This is a genomic window from Bacillus sp. EB106-07-01-XG149 (genome assembly GCF_058791555.1).
This window is the reverse complement of sequence record NZ_JBYTDP010000003.1, coordinates 176,215-199,288: the sequence shown is the minus strand read 5'-3', so window position 1 is coordinate 199,288 and position 23,074 is coordinate 176,215. Positions and strand designations below refer to the sequence as shown.

Sequence of the window (23,074 nt, the reverse complement as noted above, 5' to 3'; positions counted from 1 at the left end):
TCGCTGCACCACTAGATACTTCCGATGCAGATACTACTCCGTCTGCATGTTGGAATAAAAGTTGAATATTATTCTCTACTTCTTGCATATTTGTTCTTAGCCCTGCAATCATCTCGTTAAAATCACTTACTAATACACCTAATTCATCCTTAGCATTATACTCACCATGTACAGTTAAATCTCCTTCTTTTGCTCTTTCCATCATACGACTAACCGTTTGTAAAGGAGCAACTATAAGCTTGCTAATAATATAACTTACTATACATATAATAACTGTAGTAACTACTACAAGAATGATAAAAGTAATAACGGACCGATCTATCATTTTTTGAGAATCTTTAAATACTTGGTCAGCTAAATTTGAAACATACGCTTCTAGATCTACAGCATAACTAGCTAACTCTACTCCCTTCGGTTTTAATTCCTTATGAAATTCGTTTACCATTTGAGATTCATTTGTTACCTTCGCTTTATCAAACAACTTCTTATATGTCTCCATATAACTTGGCAAAGATTTCTTCATCTTCTGAAACAGTTCATCCTCTTGCTTACTTAAATTGAAGCCATCATCATATTCTTTTAATAAAGAATCATATTTTTCAAGATCCTTTTCAACATTACCAATAATCCCCTCTTTATTTGTCCCCTCATTTGGTGACGCTGTAATTAATTCTAGTAAGTTATACTCTAGTGAATTTTGTGTACGAAGCATTCCTTCTAATAAAACTACAGAATGTTGATAATCATCTACTACAACCTCTGTATCATGCTTAATCTTATTAATAGAATTAATTGCTACGCAGCTCATAATTACCATGCTCAATACTGCTAATGAAATAAGCGATAATAATTTATATTTCACTTTTAAATTTTTTAAAAAATACATTTTTTCACCTTTATTCCTTTATATATAGATTTTTAGAATTTTATAGCTTATTATTCACAAAATCGCAATAAAAAGCAATGATAAATATTCCCAATATCAAACTTATATCTCTATAAAAAAGAAGTAGCATAATAGCTACTCCTTTTTGCTTTGTTTTTCATATTGTTCAAACGTATGAATTCTTTCGAAAATTGGTGGATGTGTGTATAGGAAAAACTTCACTAACGCAGGCGGATTTACTTGGCTTAAACTCGTTTTTGATAAATATTGAAACGTTTTTACACCAGATTTCCCATCTTTCGTTATATCTAAAGCATATTGATCTGCCGCTCGTTCTTCTATACGAGAAACATAGTTTGTTGCTGGCTGTGATGCAAAAGAGAGTACAGAAGAAATTAAGAAAAATAAAGGTAAAATCGAAAAACATGCTACTTTTGAAATTTGCAGCGTATCTCCCCATTTTCGAATACACATATTTATAATACGGCTAATGAGATACATCCCTATAAACGATAGCAACACATAACTCGCAACGCCCCAATATATATGTTTCATAACATAATGCCCCATTTCATGGGCCATTATAAATAAAATCTCTTTATCTTTTAATTGCTTAAGCGTTGTATCCCACATTACAATACGAGCGTTAGGGCCAATTCCTGTTACATATGCATTTAATGCATTCGTTTTTTCCGACATATTTACTTCATATACATGTTTAGCTGGAATGTCAGCTTTTTCTGCTATCGCTAAAATTTTCGTTTCTAATTCTTTATTTTTCAGCGTCGAGAAGTCGTTATACAGTGGATCAATAACGACAGGCTGTATGAATGTTAAAAAGATTGTAAATGGAACAGAGAGTGCCCATCCCGCTAGCCACCATCTCTTAGGGAATTTACGAATGAGCCATAACAGAACAGTAACTACGATTAACATCGTCGCATAACTCTCCCAAAAACCGATAACATGATCTTTTATCCAGCTTTGTGTACTTTGCGTTGAAATGCCGTAATCAACGGATACTTTTCGGCTAATCCATTGCATCGGCAGGGCTAGAACTGTTGTGAGTAGTGATAAATAAAAGAAATAAATCGCAACTTGCAGGACACTTATTTTCGTCGTTTCCTTCGACCATTTCTCAAACTTTCTTGAAACACCGAGCACAAGTACAAATAATAAAATAATCCATTCAAGAGGCGTCGCTAAAAAGTACAGTAAGTTTTTCACGCGCGAATAATCTTGGCTTAGCGTAAGCTCCCTTGCATTCATAAACGTTTCTGGATCTGCCTTTGTTCCTTTATATATTTCCGGAATCAGTTCATGATTCCATCCAAATAAATACCAATATATAAGCAACGCAAACCCAACGTACAAAAAAAGCGACCACCCAATAACCTTCCTCACGCTATTCCCTCCTCTATGCTGCCTGTCTATTATTATTGTAAGTTCGTACATGCTAAATTAGAACAAGCTTATTACGCGAATTGCTCGAGATCCTTTTATTTATATAAAAAAACTCTTCTACAAAAAGAAGAGTTTTACCTACCTTTAGACACTTTCTTCGGTTCATACTCTGGGATAAGAAACGTACTTACAACCCAACATATTAAACCAGCGCCTTTTATATAGCGTATATATTCATAGTCCTGAAAAAATAACGTCGTTACAATAAGTGTAAAAAATCCAATTAAAACTAGTACGTATCCTAGTTGCTTTTTAGATAACATAACGTGTCTCCTTAAGGAAGTACATCCACTAATAAACTAAAATCTTGTAAAGAAAAAGAACTATATTTCATAATACCTTGCACTGCTAAAAGTAAAATAAGACCAGTCACACACATATAATTAATGCTTTCTTCACTCTTTTTTTCAGCAACTATTCCGCCGCTTATACATAATATTCCTAACAAATGGAGTGCTAAATACATAAAGAAATAAGCTTCCTCCCAGCGAAGAATAACATTGACTGTCGTGATCAGCACAATACTAAGCAAAATCAAATAAAAAAACTTATTTGATGATATTGTTTCATTCATATAATTTTATACATCCCTTTCAAATTTCGAATTAATGATGTTTCAAAGCTATAAAGTAAATGATAGTTTTCATACTATAAAACAAAAGGAAAGCCACTATTACTTTCTCGAATACTTTATGAACCCACATATACTTCTCTTCATTTTTTTTGAAGATGCGCTTCATCATTTCTTCTACAATTAAACCAAATATTAGTAAAGCCCCTAACACAATAAGAAGAGAAATAATATTTTCTTTTAAATGAGTACTAGAAAATAAGTAATACTCTGGAAATACAATCGTATCTACTACAGGTTGCAACCAATGGCAAAAGCTTTTATCACACATATCTGTAAGAGACGTAGATTCTATAATGTCTTTCAATATTTTTTCAAACGTTTTCTTCATCTTACTTATCCCCCACTACGTCTGAAAAACTCTTTTCTTGCTCTACATATATAGCTGGCATTTCTTTACTCCAATATTTGCGGTTAACAAATAAAAAGATGAGTACTAAGTTTAATCCCGTCATAAAAATAATAAGTCCTGGAAAGAACGTCGTATAATTTGAGAAATCTGCAAAACTCATTATCTCTTCTTTATTTATTAGAAAAGAAGCACCGATTACAAATGCATTGTTTAACATGTGAATAGCAATTGGCATGAGTAAGCTATTTGTACGAATATATACGATCGATAGTACAACACTAAATACTACTGCGCCTAGGAAATCAACATGTAGCAACGCAAACAACATCGCTACTACAATGATCGCTATACTCGTTCCCCATTTTGCTGCAAAGCGTTGCAGTAAAAATCCCCGAAAAACAAATTCACCAATAATTGGTGCGATGAATACGACCATAATAACTTGATATACATAGCCCCCTGTACTATCTATAATCGGTTCACGTAATGCGTTCATAATAAATTCCGGTGTAATCCACGCAAAGCTATACATGTACAAAATAAGATACCCGTAACTAAATACGCATAACATAATCGCAATGTATAAAACTTGCACCAGGTTAAATGTTTCATTTTTATTAACAAATAATGAAAAGGAAACACGGTGTTTTCTATACTCATAAAAAATCCATGTAATCGGAAGGATGTAGAATATAAGAATATTTATAAAAGCAGAATTTTGCATATGAAATGTATTTTCTATCAATTCATTACTGACTCTTGCAACTAAAGTTAATAGTGCAAATACAATTAAAAAATATCTAGCTCGCATCGTTTGAAACGGATTCACACTCATCTCCTCCCCTATGTTACTTTTATCATATCATTTGATTCTTAATTTTTTGCGAAAGAAAACCTTAAAATTTCCTTAAAAATTCCATAAGTTACAGAAAGGTGATATGATATTCGAGGAAATTAGGAGGGATTTTTATGTATGAAGCAAATATTTTGCTCGTTGATGATGAAACAGCAATTTTACAATTATTAACTACCATTCTTGAAAAAGAAGGTTTTTCTCATATTACAACTGCAACATCAGCTGAAATAGCGTTATCTCTCACGCAGCAAAACGATTACGATTTAATTATTTTAGATGTCATGCTTCCTGGACAATCTGGTTTTGATATTTGTCCAATCATTCGCCAAAAAACAGATTGCCCTATCTTCTTCCTCACAGCTAAAACATCTGATGTAGATAAAATATCTGGATTTTCACACGGTGCAGATGATTATATTACGAAGCCATTTAATCCACTTGAAGTAGTAGCCCGTATGAAAGCACAACTCCGAAGACATATGAAACAAGCAGTACCAAATGAACAAAAAGCACACTCCAGTTCGTTTGGCAGATTTGAAATTGATCGATATTCCGCAGAACTTACAGTAGATGGACATGTTGTCGAATGTTCCGCCCAGCTATTTCAGCTACTACTCTTCTTTTGCGAGAATCCGAACTACGTATTTTCGAAAGAAGAAATATACGAAAAAGTTTGGGGAGCACCTGCCTATAATGGCGATGATAATACCGTTATGGTTCACATTCGAAAACTACGTGAAAAAATTGAACAAGACCCAAGTAAACCAGAATATATAAAAACCGTTCGCGGACTTGGCTATAAGTTCATTACAAAGTAGGGTGACAATATGAATTTTAATAAACGACTTATTATCCAGTTTATCATGCAACACGTATTTGTTTTAGTTACATTACTGCTTGCCGTAGTAGCTGCTTTCACTTATTTAATTTTCCTTGTTACTAGTACTTCATACGAACCGAATATTCCAGATGCTGATAATTTTATGATTTCAAAATATATCTCTTCAGAAGATGGCGATATTTCGTTAAAAGCTGAAGTAAAAGACTTAATTAAAGAAAAAAATGATTGGATTCAAGTTGTAGCGGAAAACGGAAAAATTCTCTATCACTTTAATACGCCGAGTGACGTACCAACATCTTATACGAAAACATCTTTATTCTCATATATACAGAATCATATAGAAAGCCCTTATACATTTACATATTGGGAAATTGAACTAGAAGAAAAGAACGTACTTGTTATATACGGCGGTATGTTAAAAAGCAATGTATTACTGAAAACAATACAGAAAGAGCACCCGTCTGTATCTACGGATTCGTTCACATTAACAGAAGAAGAAAAACAGTTACTTTCTAAAGAAAAAGCAGCACTTCAAATCTTTAATAGTGATGGCGAAGAAGTATTCTCCTATCCAGCTGGAAAGAAAAAAACGTTTTCTGCCATACAAGCTGCTCTTAGCGAAAAGGAACCGTGGAATCATAAAGAAAACACGTCTAGCTTTTACGACACAAATAGCAATTATCTTCTTGTTGTAACTGCCAAAAATGAGTACTACTATCCAGATGATGAAATAGACGATGTATTTACTAAAAAGTTTCTAATCGGATGTGGATTAATCCTTCTTATCGTATTTGTTTATTTAGTCATTCTTTCTATTTGGTACGGTAATAAATTTGGAAAACCATTATTACATGCGATGCGCTGGCTTAAAAATATAGCTGGTGGAAAGTACGAAGAGCCTGTTAGTAAAAAAGGGAAACCTGTCAGGTTCCGGCGATCTGGGAAAGAAAAATGGTCATTCCGCTTATTTAGTGATGTAACAAATTCACTAGAGCACCTTTCTATTACACTCAAAAAAAATGATGCAATGAGGCAAGTACTGCAGCAAACACGTGAAGAATGGATTACCGGTCTCACACATGATTTAAAAACACCACTTAGTTCTATATATGGCTACGCATTATTACTAGAATCACAGCAGTACAACTGGACTGATCGCGACATTCAACAATTCGGCAGCGTTATGAAAGAGAAATCTCAATATATGACGACATTAATCGATGACTTAAGCTTAACGTATCAATTAAAAAATAACAGTCTTCCTGCGCAGCACGTAAACATTGAAATGAATCAATTCGTCCAAAAAGTATTATTACAATTTATTAATAATCCGACACTTCAAAATCAAAATATTGAATTCGTACCGAGCTCAAATAAAATTCAATATTTCATTGAAGAAAAATGGTTCCAGCGTATTATCGAAAACTTACTCGTAAACGCTGTAAAACATAATAATGAAACGACAAATGTGAGCGTAAAACTTTCCCAAAACGCTACTTCATTTACACTCTCTATTTCAGATAATGGAAAAGGAATGGATGACAAAACGAAAGAGCTTCTATTTGAGCGATATTACAGAGGAACCAATACAGAAGAAAGCAACATCGGAACTGGGCTTGGCCTTGCTATTACGAAACAGCTCGTTCATGCTCATAACGGAACGATTTCTATTGATAGCGAACTTGGAAAAGGAACAACGATTATACTTGTGTTCCCGTTTCATTCGTAGAAAAGACGCTATGTGGCGTCTTTTTTTTGGCGGAGTTCAGAGGTAAATGAAATTATATCGGTGATTTTTCAAATATATCGGAGCAACTCAAAATATATCCGCGGTTTTCAAGATATATCGACTTACCGACAAAAATCATCAAATATAGCAACCTATATGAAAAAAGCGAACCACTCAGTGGCTCGCTTTTCTTTCTATTATTTCTTCTTCACCGGTATCCAAAGTTCAATTTGAGCGAACTCACTTTTATCTGCATGGGAACGCTCATCGTATAGTTCAAATTCATTAACGCCGCAATGTTCGTATCCTGAATGCGGGAACCATTCTGAAAATACCGCATTCCACGTTTGGTGGATAGACGATACCATTTCGTCATGAGGAACTTTCGGCGTTGTAAATACAGCATATGTCGCTGCTGGGAAAGTACGCTTCGCAACTTCATTTGGTACATTTTCAAAGCCTGTAACTTCCATTCCGATAATATAAGTGAAGTCGCCTGTTTCTAAATTAAAATCAGTACATAATCCAAGCTCTACCCATTGGCTCGTATCTTTCCGATTCGGAATTGTCGTTCCAAGATCTTTCTGTAAATATTCTTGCCAAAATGCTGGGATGTCTTGATGGTTTTTCCCTTCTTTACTTGTCGTCTTCAGTTCATAGCCCGCCATTAAAAATTCTGGTTTATTTACAATACGATATTCCATTTGTATGCCTCCTAAATACGGATTTAATTTTCTTTGCTTTACATTCACGCTGTAATACATCGGTGTTTCAATTTCTTGTTTTCGATATTCACTCGGTGTCATTTGAAATATTTTTTTAAAGGCTCTCGTGAACGTTTCATGAGATTGAAAGCCATGCTCAAATGCGATATCAATAACTTTTTCATCCGTATGAGAAAGTTGATAAGCTGCCCGGGCTAGCCTCCTCTTTCGAACATACTCCATTACTGTATCACCTACTAATGCCTGAAATACACGATGAAAATGCGACTCAGAAAAACCTGCAATACGCGCTAAATTACGCAGCGTCTGTTTTTCCATTACATCTTCTTCAATATAATCAATTGACCTTTGAATTTGTGTCTCATAGCTTTCCATCTCTGTTCACCCGCCTTATATGTATTATGATAAAAGAGAATCCTATCCAATTCTTGACGTTTTTTACTATAATTCCATGAAAAATTGTAACTTTTTTATATGTATTTCGTTGTTATGTATGAAGGGAGGGAAATGTAGTGAAACGCAAACAATCATTAGAAGACATTTACTCCGAGCATATGCAAGATTTATTTCGCTATCTTCTCTCCCTAACCGGAGATTCCCACTACGCGGAAGATCTCATGCAAGAAACATTTTACCGAATGCTCGTCCATATTGACTATTATAAAGGAGAAGAAATTAGGCCGTGGTTATTTACGATTGCCTACAACGCCTTTATCGATTGGTATCGAAAAGAAAAAAGATATAAAACAACGACAATTACAGAATTCCATTTACCAAACGTACCAAGTACAGAGCACTCTTATTTCGTAAAACATGAAATTGCTAGTTGGTTAGACAGCTTATCTTCTCTCCCCCTTGAAAGACGAAATGTGTTACTACTACGAGATTACTACGGATTCTCGTATAAGGAAATAGCCGAGATGACTGGTCTCTCACTAGCGAAAGTGAAAATTGAATTACACAGGGGACGAAAAGAAACGCAAAGCATAAAGGAGTGATCAGGATGGGTTGTACAAAGTTTAAAAAACTATGGGAGAAGTACGAAAACGGAACGCTCACGCATGATGAACAAGAGCAGTTAGAAAGTCATATTGAGACATGTGAAGAGTGTGATGCTTACTTAGATGAGTTGCTTTCAAAAAGTGAACCAATAAAGAAAAGACTACTACCACAAAATCTTAAAGTCCCGTTTTGGAAAATAAAATGGAAACAGCGTTGGCAAACCGTTAGTTTTGTCCTCGCTGTTTGTATAGCAATCTATTTTGTTGATCATTTTTCATCTTCTTTTTATTTCTATAATATGAAAAAATTAGCTGAAGTAGATGAGATTCCAGCACTCGCACTAGAAGCAACCATGCCAAATAGTCGTTCCACTGGAGGCAGTACAAAAATAAAACCCTTTTTTCGTACAGAAAATGAAATGAATTTAGTTAAAACTGTCGGCAAAAAAGAAGTTCAATTCGGTACAGTAACAACGAAAAGCTTCTTATCTTCTGTAACTGTTACAAATAAATCTTGGGCAAACAAATTGAATTACTCTAATCTTTATTTTGTTCATCCAAAAATAAAACAAGGTGATCACTTAAAAAAATCGTCTAAAAAAGTTTGGGATACACTTACAAAAGTACATGAAGGAACCGTTGCAGAAGTAGCAATTTCTTTTGACAAACCATATACGTTAAAAGAACTAGAATCCATACTATATAGCATATTTGAAGCACAAGAAATGCCACCAACTCCTGTATGGTACGCTTTAGACACAGGACAAGAGAGAATAGATGAGGAAGATTTCATCCTACATGGCGGAGAGGTTATCGGATTTCCAGAACATATAAACCTCCCTGATAGTGAAACAGAACGACCGAAGACAAAAGAAGATGAAGTAATCGAAATGATGCGCATTCTTTCTGAGCATAAAAAAACTGTAAGTAAAACTACTTGGACTCCTGAAAAAGATCTGAACTTAGATAAGCGCTATCAGTATGTAAAAGATAACGGTGTCAAAGTATACGGCATTGTCATTACTGGCCCGTCAAAAGAGTTATTAAAATTACAAAACTCACCGAATGTGCGTTATGCGACTCTTGGAGATATTGAGGTTTGGAATTGGTTTGATCAGTGATGTGAAAAAGTAAAGCATCTAGGGGTGATGCTCTACTTTTTTATTTCCTCTCCACAAACTTCCAAACTAACATTGTTGCACATAAATAGGCGATCCCCATTACTAAAAAACTATAGCTTGCCCCTCTGTACCAATTCGATGATTCATTTAAAATGATTCCCATAATTGCTATACCGACTAATGCACCAATTTGACGATTTACATTTAAAGTTGCCCCAGCCATATTTCCATTTTCACGACCGGCAGATTTCATTACGATTGTAGTCATGGCAGGCACTGCTATACCGATTCCAAGATTAACAATACTGTATATGAATGCAATTCCTATATAACTCACATTATTTACTAAAAGCATTAATAATAAAGATCCTATACTAGCTATAAATAACGCTATGAATAATAACGATTTTGAGCTAAACTTAGTCACCATTTTTGCAAATAATACATTCCCAATAACAAATACGCTCATCATCGGCAATAGTTGTAATCCTGCTACAAACGTGCTTGCTCCATATGCTTTTTGCAAAAAGAGTCCAAACATAAATATGCCACCAAATAACGCAAAGTTTATTAGAAATCCAACTATATTCGCCGAGGTAAATGTCTTGTTTTGGAACAATACTCTTGGTATAACCGAGTTTTTTGATTTTCGTTCTGCATAAACAAAGAGAATAGTAGTTAATACCGTCCCCACTACCCCTCCTAAAATTTGAAACGAGGACCATCCGTAACTTGGCCCTTCAATTAGAGTAAACGCCAACAATGTTATTGCAATTATACCGATTAAATGATTCGCTATATTTATTTTCTCCTTTTTCGGTAATACATTGGGAATAATTACAAAGGCCATTAGAACACCAATAACCCCAATTGGAAGGTTTATAATAAAAATGCTCCGCCAACCAAATGTATTTACTAAAAGACCACCAATAAAAGGACCTGTACCAGAGGCGATAGAGACAATTGCCGACCATATCCCAAACATTTTAGCTCTCTTCTTTTCATCTGGAAATGATACTACTAATAAGCTAAGTGAACTTGGCATAAATAAAGCCGCTCCAACGCCTTGAAGTACCCGGCCGATAATAAGAGTGTTCCCATTTGTGGCAATCGTACATAAAAGAGAGGCGAATACAAAAATGATTAAACCAACCATATACATATTTTTTGCTCCATATTGGTTAGCCAATGCCCCTCCAGCGAGTAATAATACCGCAAAAGATAAAATATATCCGTCAACAATCCATGTTGAACTATATAATGTCATTCCTAATGTTTCTTGAATATTCACCACCGCAACATTTACTACTGTCACATCTAACGTAGCCATAATAAAACCGAGTGCCAAAGTTATTAAAATGACGATACCAGATTTCTCTTTTGTTTGAACATCTAAATTTCTACTAGCCACCCCACTCACTTGCTAACTCCCCTCTCAAAAATTAGTAATTTACCTATATATTCCTTTAGAACTATAATAAAGAAAGTACTTCATTTATAAAAGTACTGATTTTTTATATAGTACCTATACTTTTATATAGTAAGGAGTGTTTATATGGAAAATGTAAATGAAGAGATTTTATTAAAATGCCCCATTGAAAAAACAATGTCTGTAATAGGTGGAAAGTGGACTTTCTTAATTTTAAGAGATTTATTTTATAGTCCTAAACGTTTTGCTGAGCTTGAAAGGCGTCTAAGTGGCATTAGCCCACGCACACTCTCTCTTCGCTTAAAAGAACTTGAACAAGAAAATATTATAAAGAGAACAATCTATTCAACTATGCCACCTCACGTGGAATATTCACTAACAAAAAAAGGGGAAACACTCCGTCCTATTTTTGACGCGATGAAGGACTGGGGAAATGCGTGGAAAATATTAGATGAATAAAAAGAAGGTATCATCTTATGTGATGATACCTTCTTTCTGTTAATCCGAAATCACCTTCACATACATCCCTCTCACCGCTTTTTCATAAGCGACCTCGCTCATCCGTTTTATGTTTTCTGATACGACAGACGATGAAACAACTTTACCTTCATGAAGTAACGGCGGATCAATGAGACGCACTTTATTTTTCTGATACAAATCATAATTGTTTCTATCTTCTTTTACTTTTACATTCGGATGAACTTTGCTTAATAAAGCATGTACTTCTGGATCACTACATTGCTGTAATTTCGAAATAAGCGCATCATCTTCAAGAAGAAAATCATCTGCATGAATAATCGTTTTATGAAGAGCTAACTTTAACGTTTTCGCTAACATATCATTTCCGTAAATATTCATTGGTTTCATAAAGAAATCGATTACTTCTTTGTAATATGTTTCTGCAAACCATTCGGCTATTTCGATATTTTGAAGGACCATTTTCCCATCTACTGCGATAATATCCGCTAAAAATCTATGAACCTCTTCTAAAGAAATATATCCGTATGTATACATATCTCGTAACGTATAATCCACTCTGTCTGCGCATAATTCTGGTGCTGATCTTTCCAGTAACGTCCACTTCGAATCATCTAATAAAATGTCCTCATAGTTATAACCATACTTTGAAAGAATCGCTGGAATTTCTGAGTTTTTCACGACGGAACTAAATATCTCTTCATGATAACTTTCACCCTCATTATGAAAAACGTAATCAATCACGTGTGAAAAAGCAGTATGTGATACGTCATGCAGTAAACCTGCAATTTGCTCTTCTACTGAACCACCTAGTTTCTTCACTAACAACATAACGCCAACTGAATGATCAAAGCGCGTTACATTCCATTTCTCATTCATTAAATAACTTGCACCGTTTTGATGAATGCCTTTCAGCCTTTGCACAGGCTTGCTTAAAATTAATTCTTTTACTACTTGACCCACTTTAAATTCTCCGTATAGTACATCTGATATGATCACTTATAATCCCCCTTTATTTCAGCCGAGTCTTATAATCGTACCTCTTTTATGAAATCAACATCAATATAATTATTAAATCTAAATATATTGATATCTAGTTTTTAATGTTGTATATTATACATGTCTGTTATTTCTGTTATTTCTTTTAATTCATTTTTTATTGAGTGCTCCTTATATGGAGCCTTTTTTTATTGAAAAATATGGGGACTTTCATTCCAAATCGTGAACAGGACGCTAGAAATAAAAACGTACATATTCCGGCAAGAAAAAGGATAACATTGCCAGTTTTATTCTATTTTGATTTAATACAGGTATAGCTATTAAGGGAAAGAGGGGAAACATGAGAAAAATTTTCTTCACCATTCTATTCATCATTATTGTATTAATTAGTTTAGGATATTGGAAATTCTTCACTTTATCTGGGCTCTCAGGTGGTGAAAAGATTCAATCTATCCACTCACCAAATAAAACGTATACTTTACATATATACAGGCATAATGGCGGCGCAACGACTAGCTTTGCTATAAGAGGAGAGCTTGTAGCAAATAATAAAAAATTTATGAACACGAAAAATATATACTGGAATTATCGTGAAGAAGATGCAACTGTACAATGGTTAGACGATCATACAGTGATGATTAATAAACATAAATTACATGTAGAGACGGACACGTATGATTTTAGAAAAAACTAGTTTTACAATCGTACTCAATACTAGAGAAGCGTTTTTTAACGTACAATGCTTTATAAAATTACTTCCTTGAAAAATATTCAAATCTATTTAATCATATTGCCTAAATACTGATAGATGTAAGGAAATGGCCGGAGTTAAAGGTAAAGCAGTTTACAGTTATAGTACGAAAGGTTGGGAATCTATGGACAGTTATTTTCCAAAAATGGGGAAGTTAATTGGTGGATTATGTGTACTTGTCATTTTACTTTCATCCTTTTGGCTTATATGGATTGGCGAAACAAATATTCGTTATAGTGGGGATCATAAGGGCACGATGCCTTTTTGGCACAAGTGGGTCCCTGTTATGATCGGTATACTCCTTATCCGTTTCTTACCGTTTCATCATAAAAACTATAATCCTCTTCAACAGTTTGAACCAAAGCGCATCATGATTCAAGCTATTGTCTTGTTCTTGAGCGGATCCCTCTTCACAATTAGTCTTCTCACCACGAACTTTGAAGGGATGGCATTACAATTTTGGTTTATGATATTTAAAATTATTTTATTATTATTCACCCCATTTATGCTTCTTTTGTTTTATAAAAGTAACTCCAAAAAAGAACGACCAAAATCTGTAAAAGCAATAGAGAATAATAGATGGTATCGTTTTACACCACTTATTGTCATTATAATCTGGGGTTACTTCAACTTCTTTTCTACATTCTCTACACCTTTTGTTTCAGCTAGAATGGAACCCACGGTATTAATATTAATTTTACTTGTAGGATTTCTTATAAATAGTGTACTTGAAGAGTTTTTTTATAGGGTTTGGTTGCAAACACGTTTGGAATTATTACTAGGTACTTGGCCGGCTATCCTTCTTACATCATTGTTATGGGCGAGCTGGCATATCGCATTACACGGCTCTGGTCATTGGGATATTGATACCGCTACGGTTATTGTGAACCATGGTATCGTAGGTCTATTCCTCGGATATTTGTGGGCACGTTATCGTAAAGTATGGGCAATTATTATTGTCCATGGACTAATTAATGCACATCCACTACAACTAATTGAAATTTTATTCACGTAACGGGCGCGATTGCGAAACAAAAAAGGATTATACATATTAGTCATGTATAATCCTTTTTTCCAATTCAAATCCTAGTAACGGATGAAATTTTCAGCTTAATGCGTGTGTGATTCTACTTCTAAATAAAATTTTATAACACTATTCAAACGTAACTTCCACCTGCACAATCTCAGATCTACTTCCAAGTCGAAGCGGTGGTCCCCAGAATCCGAAACCAGAAGAAACAATCGCGTGGAATGCACCTTTTTGTGCGTATCCCCAGTCTAATTCGTACATTCTTCTCGTTACAATATGATTCGGCGCCATTTGTCCGCGGTGCGTGTGACCGGATAATAGTAAATCGACGCCAGCATCCGCTGCTTGTTTCAACTCAAATGGTTGGTGATCCATTGCGATAACTGGCATGGATTTATCTACCGTACTCATTAAACTTTCAAAACTTTGGCGATCTCGCTCTGTTTTATCTCTTCTTCCAACGATATAAAAATGATCTTCAATTGTAATCACTTCATCTAAAAGAATACGAATATCAATCTTATCCATCTCTTGTAAAAATTCCGGAACCGCTCGTCCGTAATATTCGTGGTTTCCTAACACACCATATACGCCTAATGGAGCCTTCATTTGTTTCATAATTGGCCCCATATTTTTTTGAATGAACACACCTGGATGATCATCGATAATATCTCCTGGCAGTAAAATAATATCAGGCTCCATCTCATTTACATGACGGACAAGTCTTTTCAAATGCGAAACGCCAGATAATTTACCGAAATGCATATCCGAAGCCATCGCAATGCGTAAGCTTTTACGTCCCTTTACTTTTTTCGGTATGTGCACCTCGTACTTTCTAACTACTGGGCTATATGCGTTGAATACCCCATATGCAAAAATGAAGATGAACGCAAGTAACACGGCCGTTCCTGTCCAAATAATTGCCGTCTCTTTCTCCATTGAAAACTGTAGAAGGAAAACTGTAATATCCGCAAGTGGCAACAACATAAGCGCGTATTGTATGACCGCAAACCAAATTGAACCTATTGTTCGTAGAAATGGCAAAAACTTAAACACTTGCACGAGAATGTACGCATATGAAATAAAACCGACTACGAAAGCGTAATATCCCCAAGATTCCCAGCCAAACACCGCACTGAGCCAAACCCAACCGTTCCAGCCGATGTAAAACATGAGTAGTGTGTATACAATTAAAATAGTAAATATATTGAAATAACGAAAATTCTTCACAGATAGCCTCCTTCTTAATTTCTTCTATTATATCTTGTTATGCACGTTTAACGTAAATATTAAGCACAGCAATCTTTACAATAAAAACCTCTAACTGCTAGATGCAAATCTAGCAATTAGAGGTGCAATTCAAAACAAAATTACTTTTACAGATTTTCGTTATAGAAACTTGTTAATTTTTCAACTGCAATTTTTACTGGTTCTGGTTGGTCGTATAAATCGTAATGACTCGCACCTTTCACAACAAGTAAATCTTTTTTCTCTGAAGCTGCTTTCTCATACAACTCATGACCATCTTTATAAGAACCGAATGCGCCTTGCTTGCTGCCGACAATAATTTGTAACGGCTGTGTTAATAATGTATCTGCTAAATGGAACGCATCAAAACCAATTACCGATCCCATGCTCGTAAAATTTAACTTATTTGGAGAGTTAACACTTTGCCCTCGCGGTGTTGTATAGTACTCAACTGCTTCTACAATATCTATATCCGTCATACTTGCTGCCTTTAATTCCTCCTGATTTTTAGGAATCCAGTTTGTAATCATTGCCTCTGCTCCGCGCGCTTCAGCAGTACGTTGTTTACCAATCGCCTCTAACACCCCAATCGGATCAGCTTCACGGTTTAATCGCCCAATATTTGCACCAACAACTGTGCCAACTGCTTTAATACGGCGCTCTGTCATTGCGGCATTTACCGCATAACCACCGCCTGCACAAACCCCTAACACACCGATGCGTTCTTCATCTACATAAGGGAGAGTAGTTACATAATCCACTGCTGAGCGAATATCTTCAACGCGCGCAGCTGGTTCTTCCATATATCTCGGTGCCCCTTCACTTTCACCTTGATACGATGCATCAAACGCAAGCGTAACATAACCTCGTTCTGCTAATTTCTCCGCATATAATCCTGCTGTTTGATCTTTACAGCTACTACCTGGATGCACACAAACAATCGCTGCATTTTGTTTCTTTTCCTCAGCACCTACAGAAATATTTAAAATGCCTGCAACTCTTAATCCTCTTGCATAAAAATGAACATTTCTCTTCGTAACTGCCATATATAAAACCACCCTTACTTTACTTTTAATTTACACTTGTGAGAGTTAATACTCACGTGTATATTTATAATAAAGCGAGTAACCACTTGTTTCAATGACCACATTTACGCATTTGGGTGATAATACACACATAACGAAATATGTGTATCAATAACGGAGGAACATCATATGGAGAAAATCGATAGAAGAATTATAAAATCACAAAACGCCATTCAATCCGCATTTATCGAAATGTTAATTGAAGATGGCTTTGATGAAATTACTGTAAAAAACATTACCGAAAAAGCGAACATCGGAAGAAAAACTTTCTACCTACACTACCTAGATAAATACAATTTATTAGATAAAATTGTGGACGACCATTTAAATCAATTAAGAGAAATATGCGATATAAAACAAACAAAAGGCTATATAGAAGGAACTGTCATATGGTTTGAATACTTCAAAGAACACAAACCATTTTTCGCAGCGCTATTTAGAAGCAACAGCACATTATCATTTCAGAAAAAGTTCCTAACGTTCATCATGGGTGAACTAGAGAAAAAATTAAACACAAATACGTCAGTAAATAAAAACATTGATACACACATCGTCTTAAAGTTTTTAGGAACAGCTGTCATGGGCATTTTGGAATCTTACGTATTGGATGAGATTGATAATGATGTTGAGTATGTTGCGACGCAGGTTGGGGAATTGATGAGGAGGAATATATAACGGTTATGAAAAAGTGCACCCAGATTGTTGGGTGCACTTTTTATATTTATTACCTCACATATTAATTGCATCAACAGAATACAGCGTATCGTCCGTCTGAAAATACATAGCAAATCCGCGGCTATAATAAGTACCAAATTGAATTGGTTCTCCAAGTTCATTACGAAGATTCATATCATGCACATGATTATTATTTAAATCATAAACAAATCCGTCCTACATTATTTTCATCATATTTGTACGTTGCAAATACTATATTTTCACCCTTAACTGTTTATATATAAGATATTTATAAAAAAGAAAAGCTGATATCAGCTCTTCTTTCTACAATTTATTTTTCATTTAATTTTCACCATCCATTTCCTCTGCTGTCTCAGATGAAAATTCTTTTAGGTTTTTTCAATATCTCTAGTTTTTTCTTCATATAAATATCCCTTTTTACTAAAAAAGATGTTTTAAGCTCCCCTATAGGAATATATTTCTCCAATACTATTTGTCATCATAGAGTGTAAATGAATTAGCGGGGAGTTGTTGTGTAAAATTAGAAGTATTGAGTTGTTCTATTGGTTCTTGAGATGTTTGTTTCATGTGTCGTTTTTCAAATGCTAATTGTATCCTTTGTAGCATAATATGTGCTGTAATAATAGTCAGGATGAAAAATGTAATAGGAACCATTGGAATCCACGGTTGAACAGAGAGGGAACGAAAATAGAGACCAATTAAACCTGACCATTCATTGCTAACTGACTCAACTTCATTTCCGTAGAAAAGAATTGTACCACCAAAAAATAATTCTAAAATACCAAAATGAGAGAAAATGATTAAAGTTTGTACAAATTGTTGCATCATGACAATGATTAGAATAGGAAATATATTCGGAAATATGTGTTTTATAGCGAGATGAAATTTGCTTCCTCCTAATATTGTAGCAGCTTCTATAAATTCTTCATTCAGTATCTTTTTTGTCTCTTTTGCAAAATAAAATATAAGAACGGGTAAAGCGAGAATGACTAAGACTATGATTTCAAAGGATGCTCGTTCAAAGAAAGAGGGAACTGGAGACCCGTTTTGAAAACGCAATACTGTATCAAGAATAAAGTAACCAATGAGGGTCATTGGAACAACTGTAAAACAATCAAAGAGAGCTTCAAGTGTCTTAAAACTTTTTCTTACATAAAAAGCGAAGAATAATCCAATTGCTAGCCCGATAAATGTTCGTAGAAATGCTATCAATAGCGATATACCAATGGTCCATTTCGCTCCATCTACTACTCTATGTAATAAATCAAATCCCTTCATATCCGTACCTAACAGAAAAGTGAAAGAAGGGGGAAATGGTGCTGCTTGTACATTACCACTTTCATCATATAGAATAGATGTTTGGCGAACTTTCCCATCAAAGAATATGGAATTTCCGATGCTTACTATGATTAATAGAAGCAAAAAGGATATACAAATTATGAAATACTTATCTCTTTTTAAATGGGCCCACATGTTAAGATTCTCCTTTCAGTTCATCAGGTATGAAAATATTGAAAAGCTTAAAGACAATAAAGATAGGAATGTAAATTAAAAACAATGTAACGCAAAATATTTCAGGTGCTGGTTCTAATTCAGTATTATACGTTTTTAAAAATGTGAAAATACCTTGAACATTGAGTAAATATTCAATAATGTATAAATTAGATAACATATACCAAATATTTGTTTTTGAGAAGTAGAGAGTACTTAAAAAGACGTTTCTTAGAACGTGATGATTGAGAATATAAAACGTGTCAAATCCTTTGGCGCGTGCTAGCAAGGTATAATCTTTTTGTAATTCATTTTCAAAACGTAGCAATAGTAGCTTGTTAAACATAAGAATAGTTGGCAAACTTAAGCAAATAATCGGAAATAGTAAGATTGAGTTGTCTTTTGTACCAGCTATATTTGCGATTAAAAAGTTTGTCTGTTTATAAATCCAAACGACAAGTAATTGGAGACACAAAATAATAAAAATATCGGGAATTGCTTCTAATAGTAAAAAAAATGATTTTATTCTTTCTCTTTTTTTTACAGGGAGTAGCAACAAGGCATAAACAGTCATAAAAGAAACTAATACGGAAATAAAAAGAGCAGCTAAAAAGATAATAACCGTGTTTCCATATTGAATTAGAATTTGAGGAAATAGGGGTTTTGCAAATTTCGTGTAAGTTAATGGATCCGCCCCTATTAATTTAGAGGTGACGTCCATAAGTGTGTGCAGGTAATTGTTAAAGTCGATCTTCATCCCAATAAATAAGTGCGGTAATGTGCCGATAAATATAATGATAATAAACGATAAGAATAGGTGGAACGGTATCGTTAAATATGTTTGTGCAGAAATTTTTTTCATGTTAGCCTAACCTTTCCTATAAAGTGAAGCTACCATCAGTAGAGAATCTCTACTGATGGTAGCCTAATGAACCAGTTTTTACAACAAATTCAGGAAAAGGGAACAAATTTTTATTCCTTATTTATTAGGGGGTGCTAAATGTTTTTTATAAACAAATTGCATCGCTGAACCCTTTAAAGTGAACTGTTCTATAAAAGAAATTTAAGTAACTACTTTGCTTTCTAAATGTCAAGATATGAAGTTTAGTTTATGTAGACTCAAAGGTTAAAAAATTTTATTTATTAGCTTTTCATTAACTCTTCTTTGTTTATCTCTATATTTGTCTTAGTAGAATTTTTAACTTCGATTATATTTACTTGATTTTGGAATTTATTCAAGAAGTCTGTTACTAACCTAATTAACAAAAAGAAAATAATCATTTGGATAATCATACAAGCCCAAAGTAAATAATCAGTCCAGTTCATATCTTTCGCTCCTTTATTTGTTTTGTAAGGTATAAAAAATGATTCATACTACGATAAATTGTGAATGTTGAGTTTAAAATTGCTATTAATAAAACTAAGAATGTTGATAAAAGTATAGAGAAGATTCCATTATGATTGAAAATTAGTGATATATCCTTTTCATATATAAGGAGAGATTGCAAGCTGAAAAAATCTGTTTCATTTTTAATAAGGAAAATAATTAATCCTATTAAAAAAATATTGCGAAACACTAAAGTCCAAGATAAATTATGATCTCCTACAATTCCACCACATCCACAAGAAATATTGGTTCTCTTCCTATATAAATTAACAATGATTCCTATTGTATACATAATTAATAAAAGTAAAAGTATAGCGCCTACCCAAAACTGTAATAGTCCTAGAATGAGTGAAATGGAACAAATTAACGCAAAGCTTACTTCCATCCTAGAAAAGAATTTTATGAATTTTTTGGGGAGGATTTTATATTCCCCTACAATGACAACGTGTTTGCTAAAATGTAATAGTTTACTAATAGAGGACGATAGAAAAAGAGTACCTATTAATATCCTTAAAATTAAGATAATTTCATTCATATTAAAACCTCATCAAGTTTATTTTGATATAGAGTTGCTTGGGTTGTGTATAATTCATAGTATTTCCCTTTTTTTAGGAAGAGCTCTTCATGAGTGCCGAACTCAACTAATTCACCATTGTCTAATACAACAATTTTATCTGCTAATTTAGCTGCAGACATTTTATGAGAAATCATAATTGTAGTTTTCTGGTTGGTCAGTAATTCAAATTTATCAAAAATTTCTCTTTCTGAAATAGGATCTAACGCAGCAGTTGGCTCATCTAAAATCATGATATTACCATTTTTAAATAACGATCGAGAGATTGCTAATTTTTGCCATTGCCCTCCAGAGAGCTCTTCCCCCTCTTGTAAAAACCTCCCTAATGGAGTGTTGTATGCATTCGGGAATAGTTGGATATCTTCATGGATTCCTGACTGCATAGCTACATTTTTTAATTTTTCATCATTATTTATTTCGGAAACATTACCAAGAGCAATATTTTCTCTTATGGTTAAATGGTACTGAATAAAATCTTGAAACATTACTGTCGTGTGCTCTCTTAAAGAATGTAATTGAATTTTGTTAATAGGTATATTATCAAAATATATATTTCCAGATGTAAGTGGATATAGTCCAAGCAGGCATTTTATTAATGTAGTTTTTCCAGATCCATTATGACCGACTATTGCTATCTTTTCATTAGGTAATATAGAAAAAGATACATTTTGTAAAATTTTATTTTTATTATTAGGATATGAAAAAGATACATTTTCAAATCGTATGCCATATTGTAAAACACTAGGAAATGGTACTTGTTCATCGGTATTTATTTCATCCTCATCTAGTGAATCGATATAATGGAAATAGTCATATATATATAATACATCCTCATATAATTGAGCCAAATTAGCTGAAATGTTATGTAATGCATTTTGTGTACTATGTACTGCTTGTCCTATAGAAACGAAGTCACCAATTTTAACAGCAGATTTTTTAATGAGCCAAATAATAATTCCGGCCGAACCACAATATGAAAGAGCTACTAGCAAATCTAAAAATATTTCCGCTTTACTTTTGGTTTTTAAGAAATTTAAAGAATAACTCATATTTTTATTATATTTTTTTTCCCATCTTTGTATGAAGTACGTATGTAAGTTAAAAATTCTAATTTCCTTAATCGTATCTTTTTGCATTAACAAGTTCTCTATATAATTTGTCTCCCTTAAGAGAGGAGTGGTTTTTTTTGTAAGTTCAAACCCTTGTTTACCGAGATATGATTTTATGAAAAGAGCTGGAAAAAAGGTAATACTAGCAACTACAGCTAAACTCCAATGAATAGAGAGTAAAAAAATAATTAAAGATGAAATGGTTATTAAAGATTGTGCAATTAAAAACAAATTGTTAATTGGTGATAGTAGACGTCTACCGGTATTTGATTTTATTCGATTGGTATAGTTATAAAAATCAGGATTATCAAAATATGAATACGGTATTTTAAATGTCTTATAAGCAATCTCTTCAGTTAAAAATTTAGTGAGCTTAAAGCGCATATTTTCGTCAATATAATACTGGAATTGTTTAATGATAGTTTCAATTAATAATAGCAAAAATTGTAGTACAAGCAGAGTAATAGCTAATGTATAATTTTTATTTTCACTTGTAATTATGGTGGATACATTGTTAACAAGTTCTTTTGTAGTCCATATTGTAGCCACAGGTAACATCCCTAAAATAATCATGAATATGCTAGAAAAGCAAAACCAAATCTTATTGAGTTTCCAAATTAGTTTAATAGTTCTTAGTATGTAAGTAATGAACATATAAAAAACCCTCACTTTTTTTCTTTTAGAGGACATTGTCAGATATTGGAGAAAACTTAGTAATAGTAGCTTTAGAATTGATACGTATAAATGTCGGGAAAACAAATATTTGTAATTGTTTTTTTTGAATCTCAGATAAAGGAAATATCGGAATCTTACAATGCGCCGGAATACTATTATTAAATTGATTGTATAAATCTGGGGTTTCGGAATATAAATATATTATTAGGTTATGTGATTTGTGCTTATTTTTATGAATAATTTCATTTAATTTTTCATGACATATTTTACATGATGCGGCCATTAACAAGATAATAGATTCATCATGGGTCGAGTAGGAATTTGGTAATTGTAATATATTGCTAATATCTTTTTTTATTAAGGAGTTTGATTTGTTCTGAATAAATTTTGTTTTGGGCAATAGAGCGAGCACCTTTTTTAACTTACTAATTTGTATAAGTAGAACTAATAGAAAAAGTAACCATATGAAAAATAATAGAAGATATACAATCATATTAAACGCCTTTCTATCTTTAAT

At 33.6% G+C, this 23,074-nt stretch carries 23 protein-coding genes and 1 pseudogene; 8 read left to right on the top strand and 16 right to left on the bottom strand.

From position 1 onward, the window contains the following. Positions 1-106: 106 nt before the first annotated feature. The 6 genes and pseudogenes from AC3WTA_RS13290 to AC3WTA_RS13265 form a co-directional block, all read right to left on the bottom strand. A pseudogene (locus AC3WTA_RS13290) lies at positions 107-886 on the bottom strand (MCP four helix bundle domain-containing protein); the annotation flags it as partial. 135 nt (positions 887-1,021) lie between these two features. Further along, complete coding sequence (locus AC3WTA_RS13285) at positions 1,022-2,290, bottom strand: M48 family metallopeptidase (RefSeq protein ID WP_001233330.1); 1,269 nt, start codon at positions 2,288-2,290, stop codon at positions 1,022-1,024. A gap of 134 nt (positions 2,291-2,424) precedes the next feature. Continuing rightward, the gene (locus AC3WTA_RS13280; RefSeq protein ID WP_000949426.1) at positions 2,425-2,613 is read right to left on the bottom strand and encodes a hypothetical protein; all 189 of its coding nucleotides are present in this window, start codon (positions 2,611-2,613) and stop codon (positions 2,425-2,427) included. Positions 2,614-2,624: 11 nt separating this feature from the next. Continuing rightward, positions 2,625-2,924 (bottom strand): hypothetical protein, encoded by a 300-nt coding sequence (locus tag AC3WTA_RS13275; protein ID WP_002096806.1) that lies wholly within the window; start codon positions 2,922-2,924, stop codon positions 2,625-2,627. A 31-nt stretch (positions 2,925-2,955) separates the two neighbouring features. Next, positions 2,956-3,312 (bottom strand): hypothetical protein, encoded by a 357-nt coding sequence (locus AC3WTA_RS13270; protein ID WP_000750607.1) that lies wholly within the window; start codon positions 3,310-3,312, stop codon positions 2,956-2,958. Position 3,313: 1 nt separating this feature from the next. Then, positions 3,314-4,168 carry a CPBP family intramembrane glutamic endopeptidase gene (locus AC3WTA_RS13265; RefSeq protein WP_078182908.1) on the bottom strand — a complete coding sequence of 285 codons (855 nt, stop codon included), beginning with the start codon at positions 4,166-4,168 and terminating at the stop codon, positions 3,314-3,316. 134 nt (positions 4,169-4,302) lie between these two features. Between AC3WTA_RS13265 and AC3WTA_RS13260 the strand changes: the two genes are divergently transcribed. Beyond that, the gene (locus AC3WTA_RS13260) at positions 4,303-5,007 is read left to right on the top strand and encodes a response regulator transcription factor (protein ID WP_000272689.1); all 705 of its coding nucleotides are present in this window, start codon (positions 4,303-4,305) and stop codon (positions 5,005-5,007) included. A gap of 9 nt (positions 5,008-5,016) precedes the next feature. Beyond that, positions 5,017-6,759, top strand: a complete 1,743-nt coding sequence (locus AC3WTA_RS13255; protein ID WP_001010474.1) for a sensor histidine kinase — start codon at positions 5,017-5,019, stop codon at positions 6,757-6,759. Between the two features lie 197 nt (positions 6,760-6,956). Here the strand turns inward: AC3WTA_RS13255 and AC3WTA_RS13250 are convergent, their stop codons facing one another. Then, complete coding sequence (locus tag AC3WTA_RS13250) at positions 6,957-7,859, bottom strand: AraC family transcriptional regulator (RefSeq protein ID WP_000446838.1); 903 nt, start codon at positions 7,857-7,859, stop codon at positions 6,957-6,959. A 137-nt stretch (positions 7,860-7,996) separates the two neighbouring features. On the opposite strand from AC3WTA_RS13250, the gene AC3WTA_RS13245 reads away from it, so the two are divergent. Together AC3WTA_RS13245 and AC3WTA_RS13240 are read left to right on the top strand one after the other, a co-directional pair. Beyond that, positions 7,997-8,482, top strand: coding sequence for an RNA polymerase sigma factor (locus AC3WTA_RS13245; protein WP_000823984.1), 486 nt, complete (start codon positions 7,997-7,999; stop codon positions 8,480-8,482). Positions 8,483-8,487: 5 nt separating this feature from the next. Beyond that, on the top strand, positions 8,488-9,606 hold the full coding sequence (locus AC3WTA_RS13240; RefSeq protein WP_000501951.1) for an anti-sigma factor: 1,119 nt from the start codon (positions 8,488-8,490) through the stop codon (positions 9,604-9,606). A 40-nt stretch (positions 9,607-9,646) separates the two neighbouring features. Here AC3WTA_RS13240 and AC3WTA_RS13235 read toward each other — a convergent pair whose 3' ends face one another. Then, positions 9,647-11,026, bottom strand: coding sequence for an MFS transporter (locus tag AC3WTA_RS13235; protein ID WP_000017201.1), 1,380 nt, complete (start codon positions 11,024-11,026; stop codon positions 9,647-9,649). 135 nt (positions 11,027-11,161) lie between these two features. On the opposite strand from AC3WTA_RS13235, the gene AC3WTA_RS13230 reads away from it, so the two are divergent. After that, positions 11,162-11,494: a winged helix-turn-helix transcriptional regulator gene (locus AC3WTA_RS13230; protein WP_000432594.1), complete on the top strand. Its 333-nt coding sequence runs from the start codon at positions 11,162-11,164 to the stop codon at positions 11,492-11,494. A 39-nt stretch (positions 11,495-11,533) separates the two neighbouring features. Here AC3WTA_RS13230 and AC3WTA_RS13225 read toward each other — a convergent pair whose 3' ends face one another. Further along, positions 11,534-12,511, bottom strand: coding sequence for an HD domain-containing protein (locus AC3WTA_RS13225; RefSeq protein WP_000587082.1), 978 nt, complete (start codon positions 12,509-12,511; stop codon positions 11,534-11,536). 340 nt (positions 12,512-12,851) lie between these two features. Here AC3WTA_RS13225 and AC3WTA_RS13220 point away from each other — a divergent pair, with 340 nt between their 5' ends. Together AC3WTA_RS13220 and AC3WTA_RS13215 are read left to right on the top strand one after the other, a co-directional pair. After that, positions 12,852-13,205: a DUF5412 family protein gene (locus AC3WTA_RS13220; protein ID WP_001225806.1), complete on the top strand. Its 354-nt coding sequence runs from the start codon at positions 12,852-12,854 to the stop codon at positions 13,203-13,205. A gap of 181 nt (positions 13,206-13,386) precedes the next feature. Next, positions 13,387-14,277 (top strand): CPBP family intramembrane glutamic endopeptidase, encoded by an 891-nt coding sequence (locus AC3WTA_RS13215; RefSeq protein WP_033657826.1) that lies wholly within the window; start codon positions 13,387-13,389, stop codon positions 14,275-14,277. Between the two features lie 138 nt (positions 14,278-14,415). Here the strand turns inward: AC3WTA_RS13215 and AC3WTA_RS13210 are convergent, their stop codons facing one another. Together AC3WTA_RS13210 and AC3WTA_RS13205 are read right to left on the bottom strand one after the other, a co-directional pair. Next, positions 14,416-15,522: a metallophosphoesterase gene (locus AC3WTA_RS13210; protein ID WP_000787954.1), complete on the bottom strand. Its 1,107-nt coding sequence runs from the start codon at positions 15,520-15,522 to the stop codon at positions 14,416-14,418. Between the two features lie 146 nt (positions 15,523-15,668). Then, positions 15,669-16,586, bottom strand: coding sequence for an alpha/beta hydrolase (locus tag AC3WTA_RS13205; RefSeq protein ID WP_000301562.1), 918 nt, complete (start codon positions 16,584-16,586; stop codon positions 15,669-15,671). Positions 16,587-16,754: 168 nt separating this feature from the next. On the opposite strand from AC3WTA_RS13205, the gene AC3WTA_RS13200 reads away from it, so the two are divergent. Then, positions 16,755-17,300, top strand: a complete 546-nt coding sequence (locus tag AC3WTA_RS13200; protein ID WP_000410993.1) for a TetR/AcrR family transcriptional regulator — start codon at positions 16,755-16,757, stop codon at positions 17,298-17,300. A 489-nt stretch (positions 17,301-17,789) separates the two neighbouring features. On the opposite strand, the gene AC3WTA_RS13195 is transcribed toward AC3WTA_RS13200, so the two are convergent. From AC3WTA_RS13195 to AC3WTA_RS13175, 5 genes are all read right to left on the bottom strand, one after another. After that, on the bottom strand, positions 17,790-18,794 hold the full coding sequence (locus AC3WTA_RS13195; RefSeq protein ID WP_000263306.1) for an ABC transporter permease: 1,005 nt from the start codon (positions 18,792-18,794) through the stop codon (positions 17,790-17,792). A 1-nt stretch (position 18,795) separates the two neighbouring features. Continuing rightward, on the bottom strand, positions 18,796-19,674 hold the full coding sequence (locus tag AC3WTA_RS13190) for an ABC transporter permease subunit (RefSeq protein WP_000723894.1): 879 nt from the start codon (positions 19,672-19,674) through the stop codon (positions 18,796-18,798). 281 nt (positions 19,675-19,955) lie between these two features. Beyond that, positions 19,956-20,138, bottom strand: coding sequence for a hypothetical protein (locus AC3WTA_RS13185; RefSeq protein ID WP_078182907.1), 183 nt, complete (start codon positions 20,136-20,138; stop codon positions 19,956-19,958). After that, positions 20,135-20,734 (bottom strand): MauE/DoxX family redox-associated membrane protein, encoded by a 600-nt coding sequence (locus tag AC3WTA_RS13180; RefSeq protein ID WP_001002420.1) that lies wholly within the window; start codon positions 20,732-20,734, stop codon positions 20,135-20,137. The genes AC3WTA_RS13185 and AC3WTA_RS13180 overlap by 4 nt, the downstream gene beginning before the upstream one ends. Then, on the bottom strand, positions 20,731-22,536 hold the full coding sequence (locus AC3WTA_RS13175; RefSeq protein WP_000471065.1) for an ABC transporter ATP-binding protein: 1,806 nt from the start codon (positions 22,534-22,536) through the stop codon (positions 20,731-20,733). Before AC3WTA_RS13175 ends, AC3WTA_RS13180 begins: the two co-directional genes overlap by 4 nt. Between the last annotated feature and the right edge of the window lie 538 nt (positions 22,537-23,074).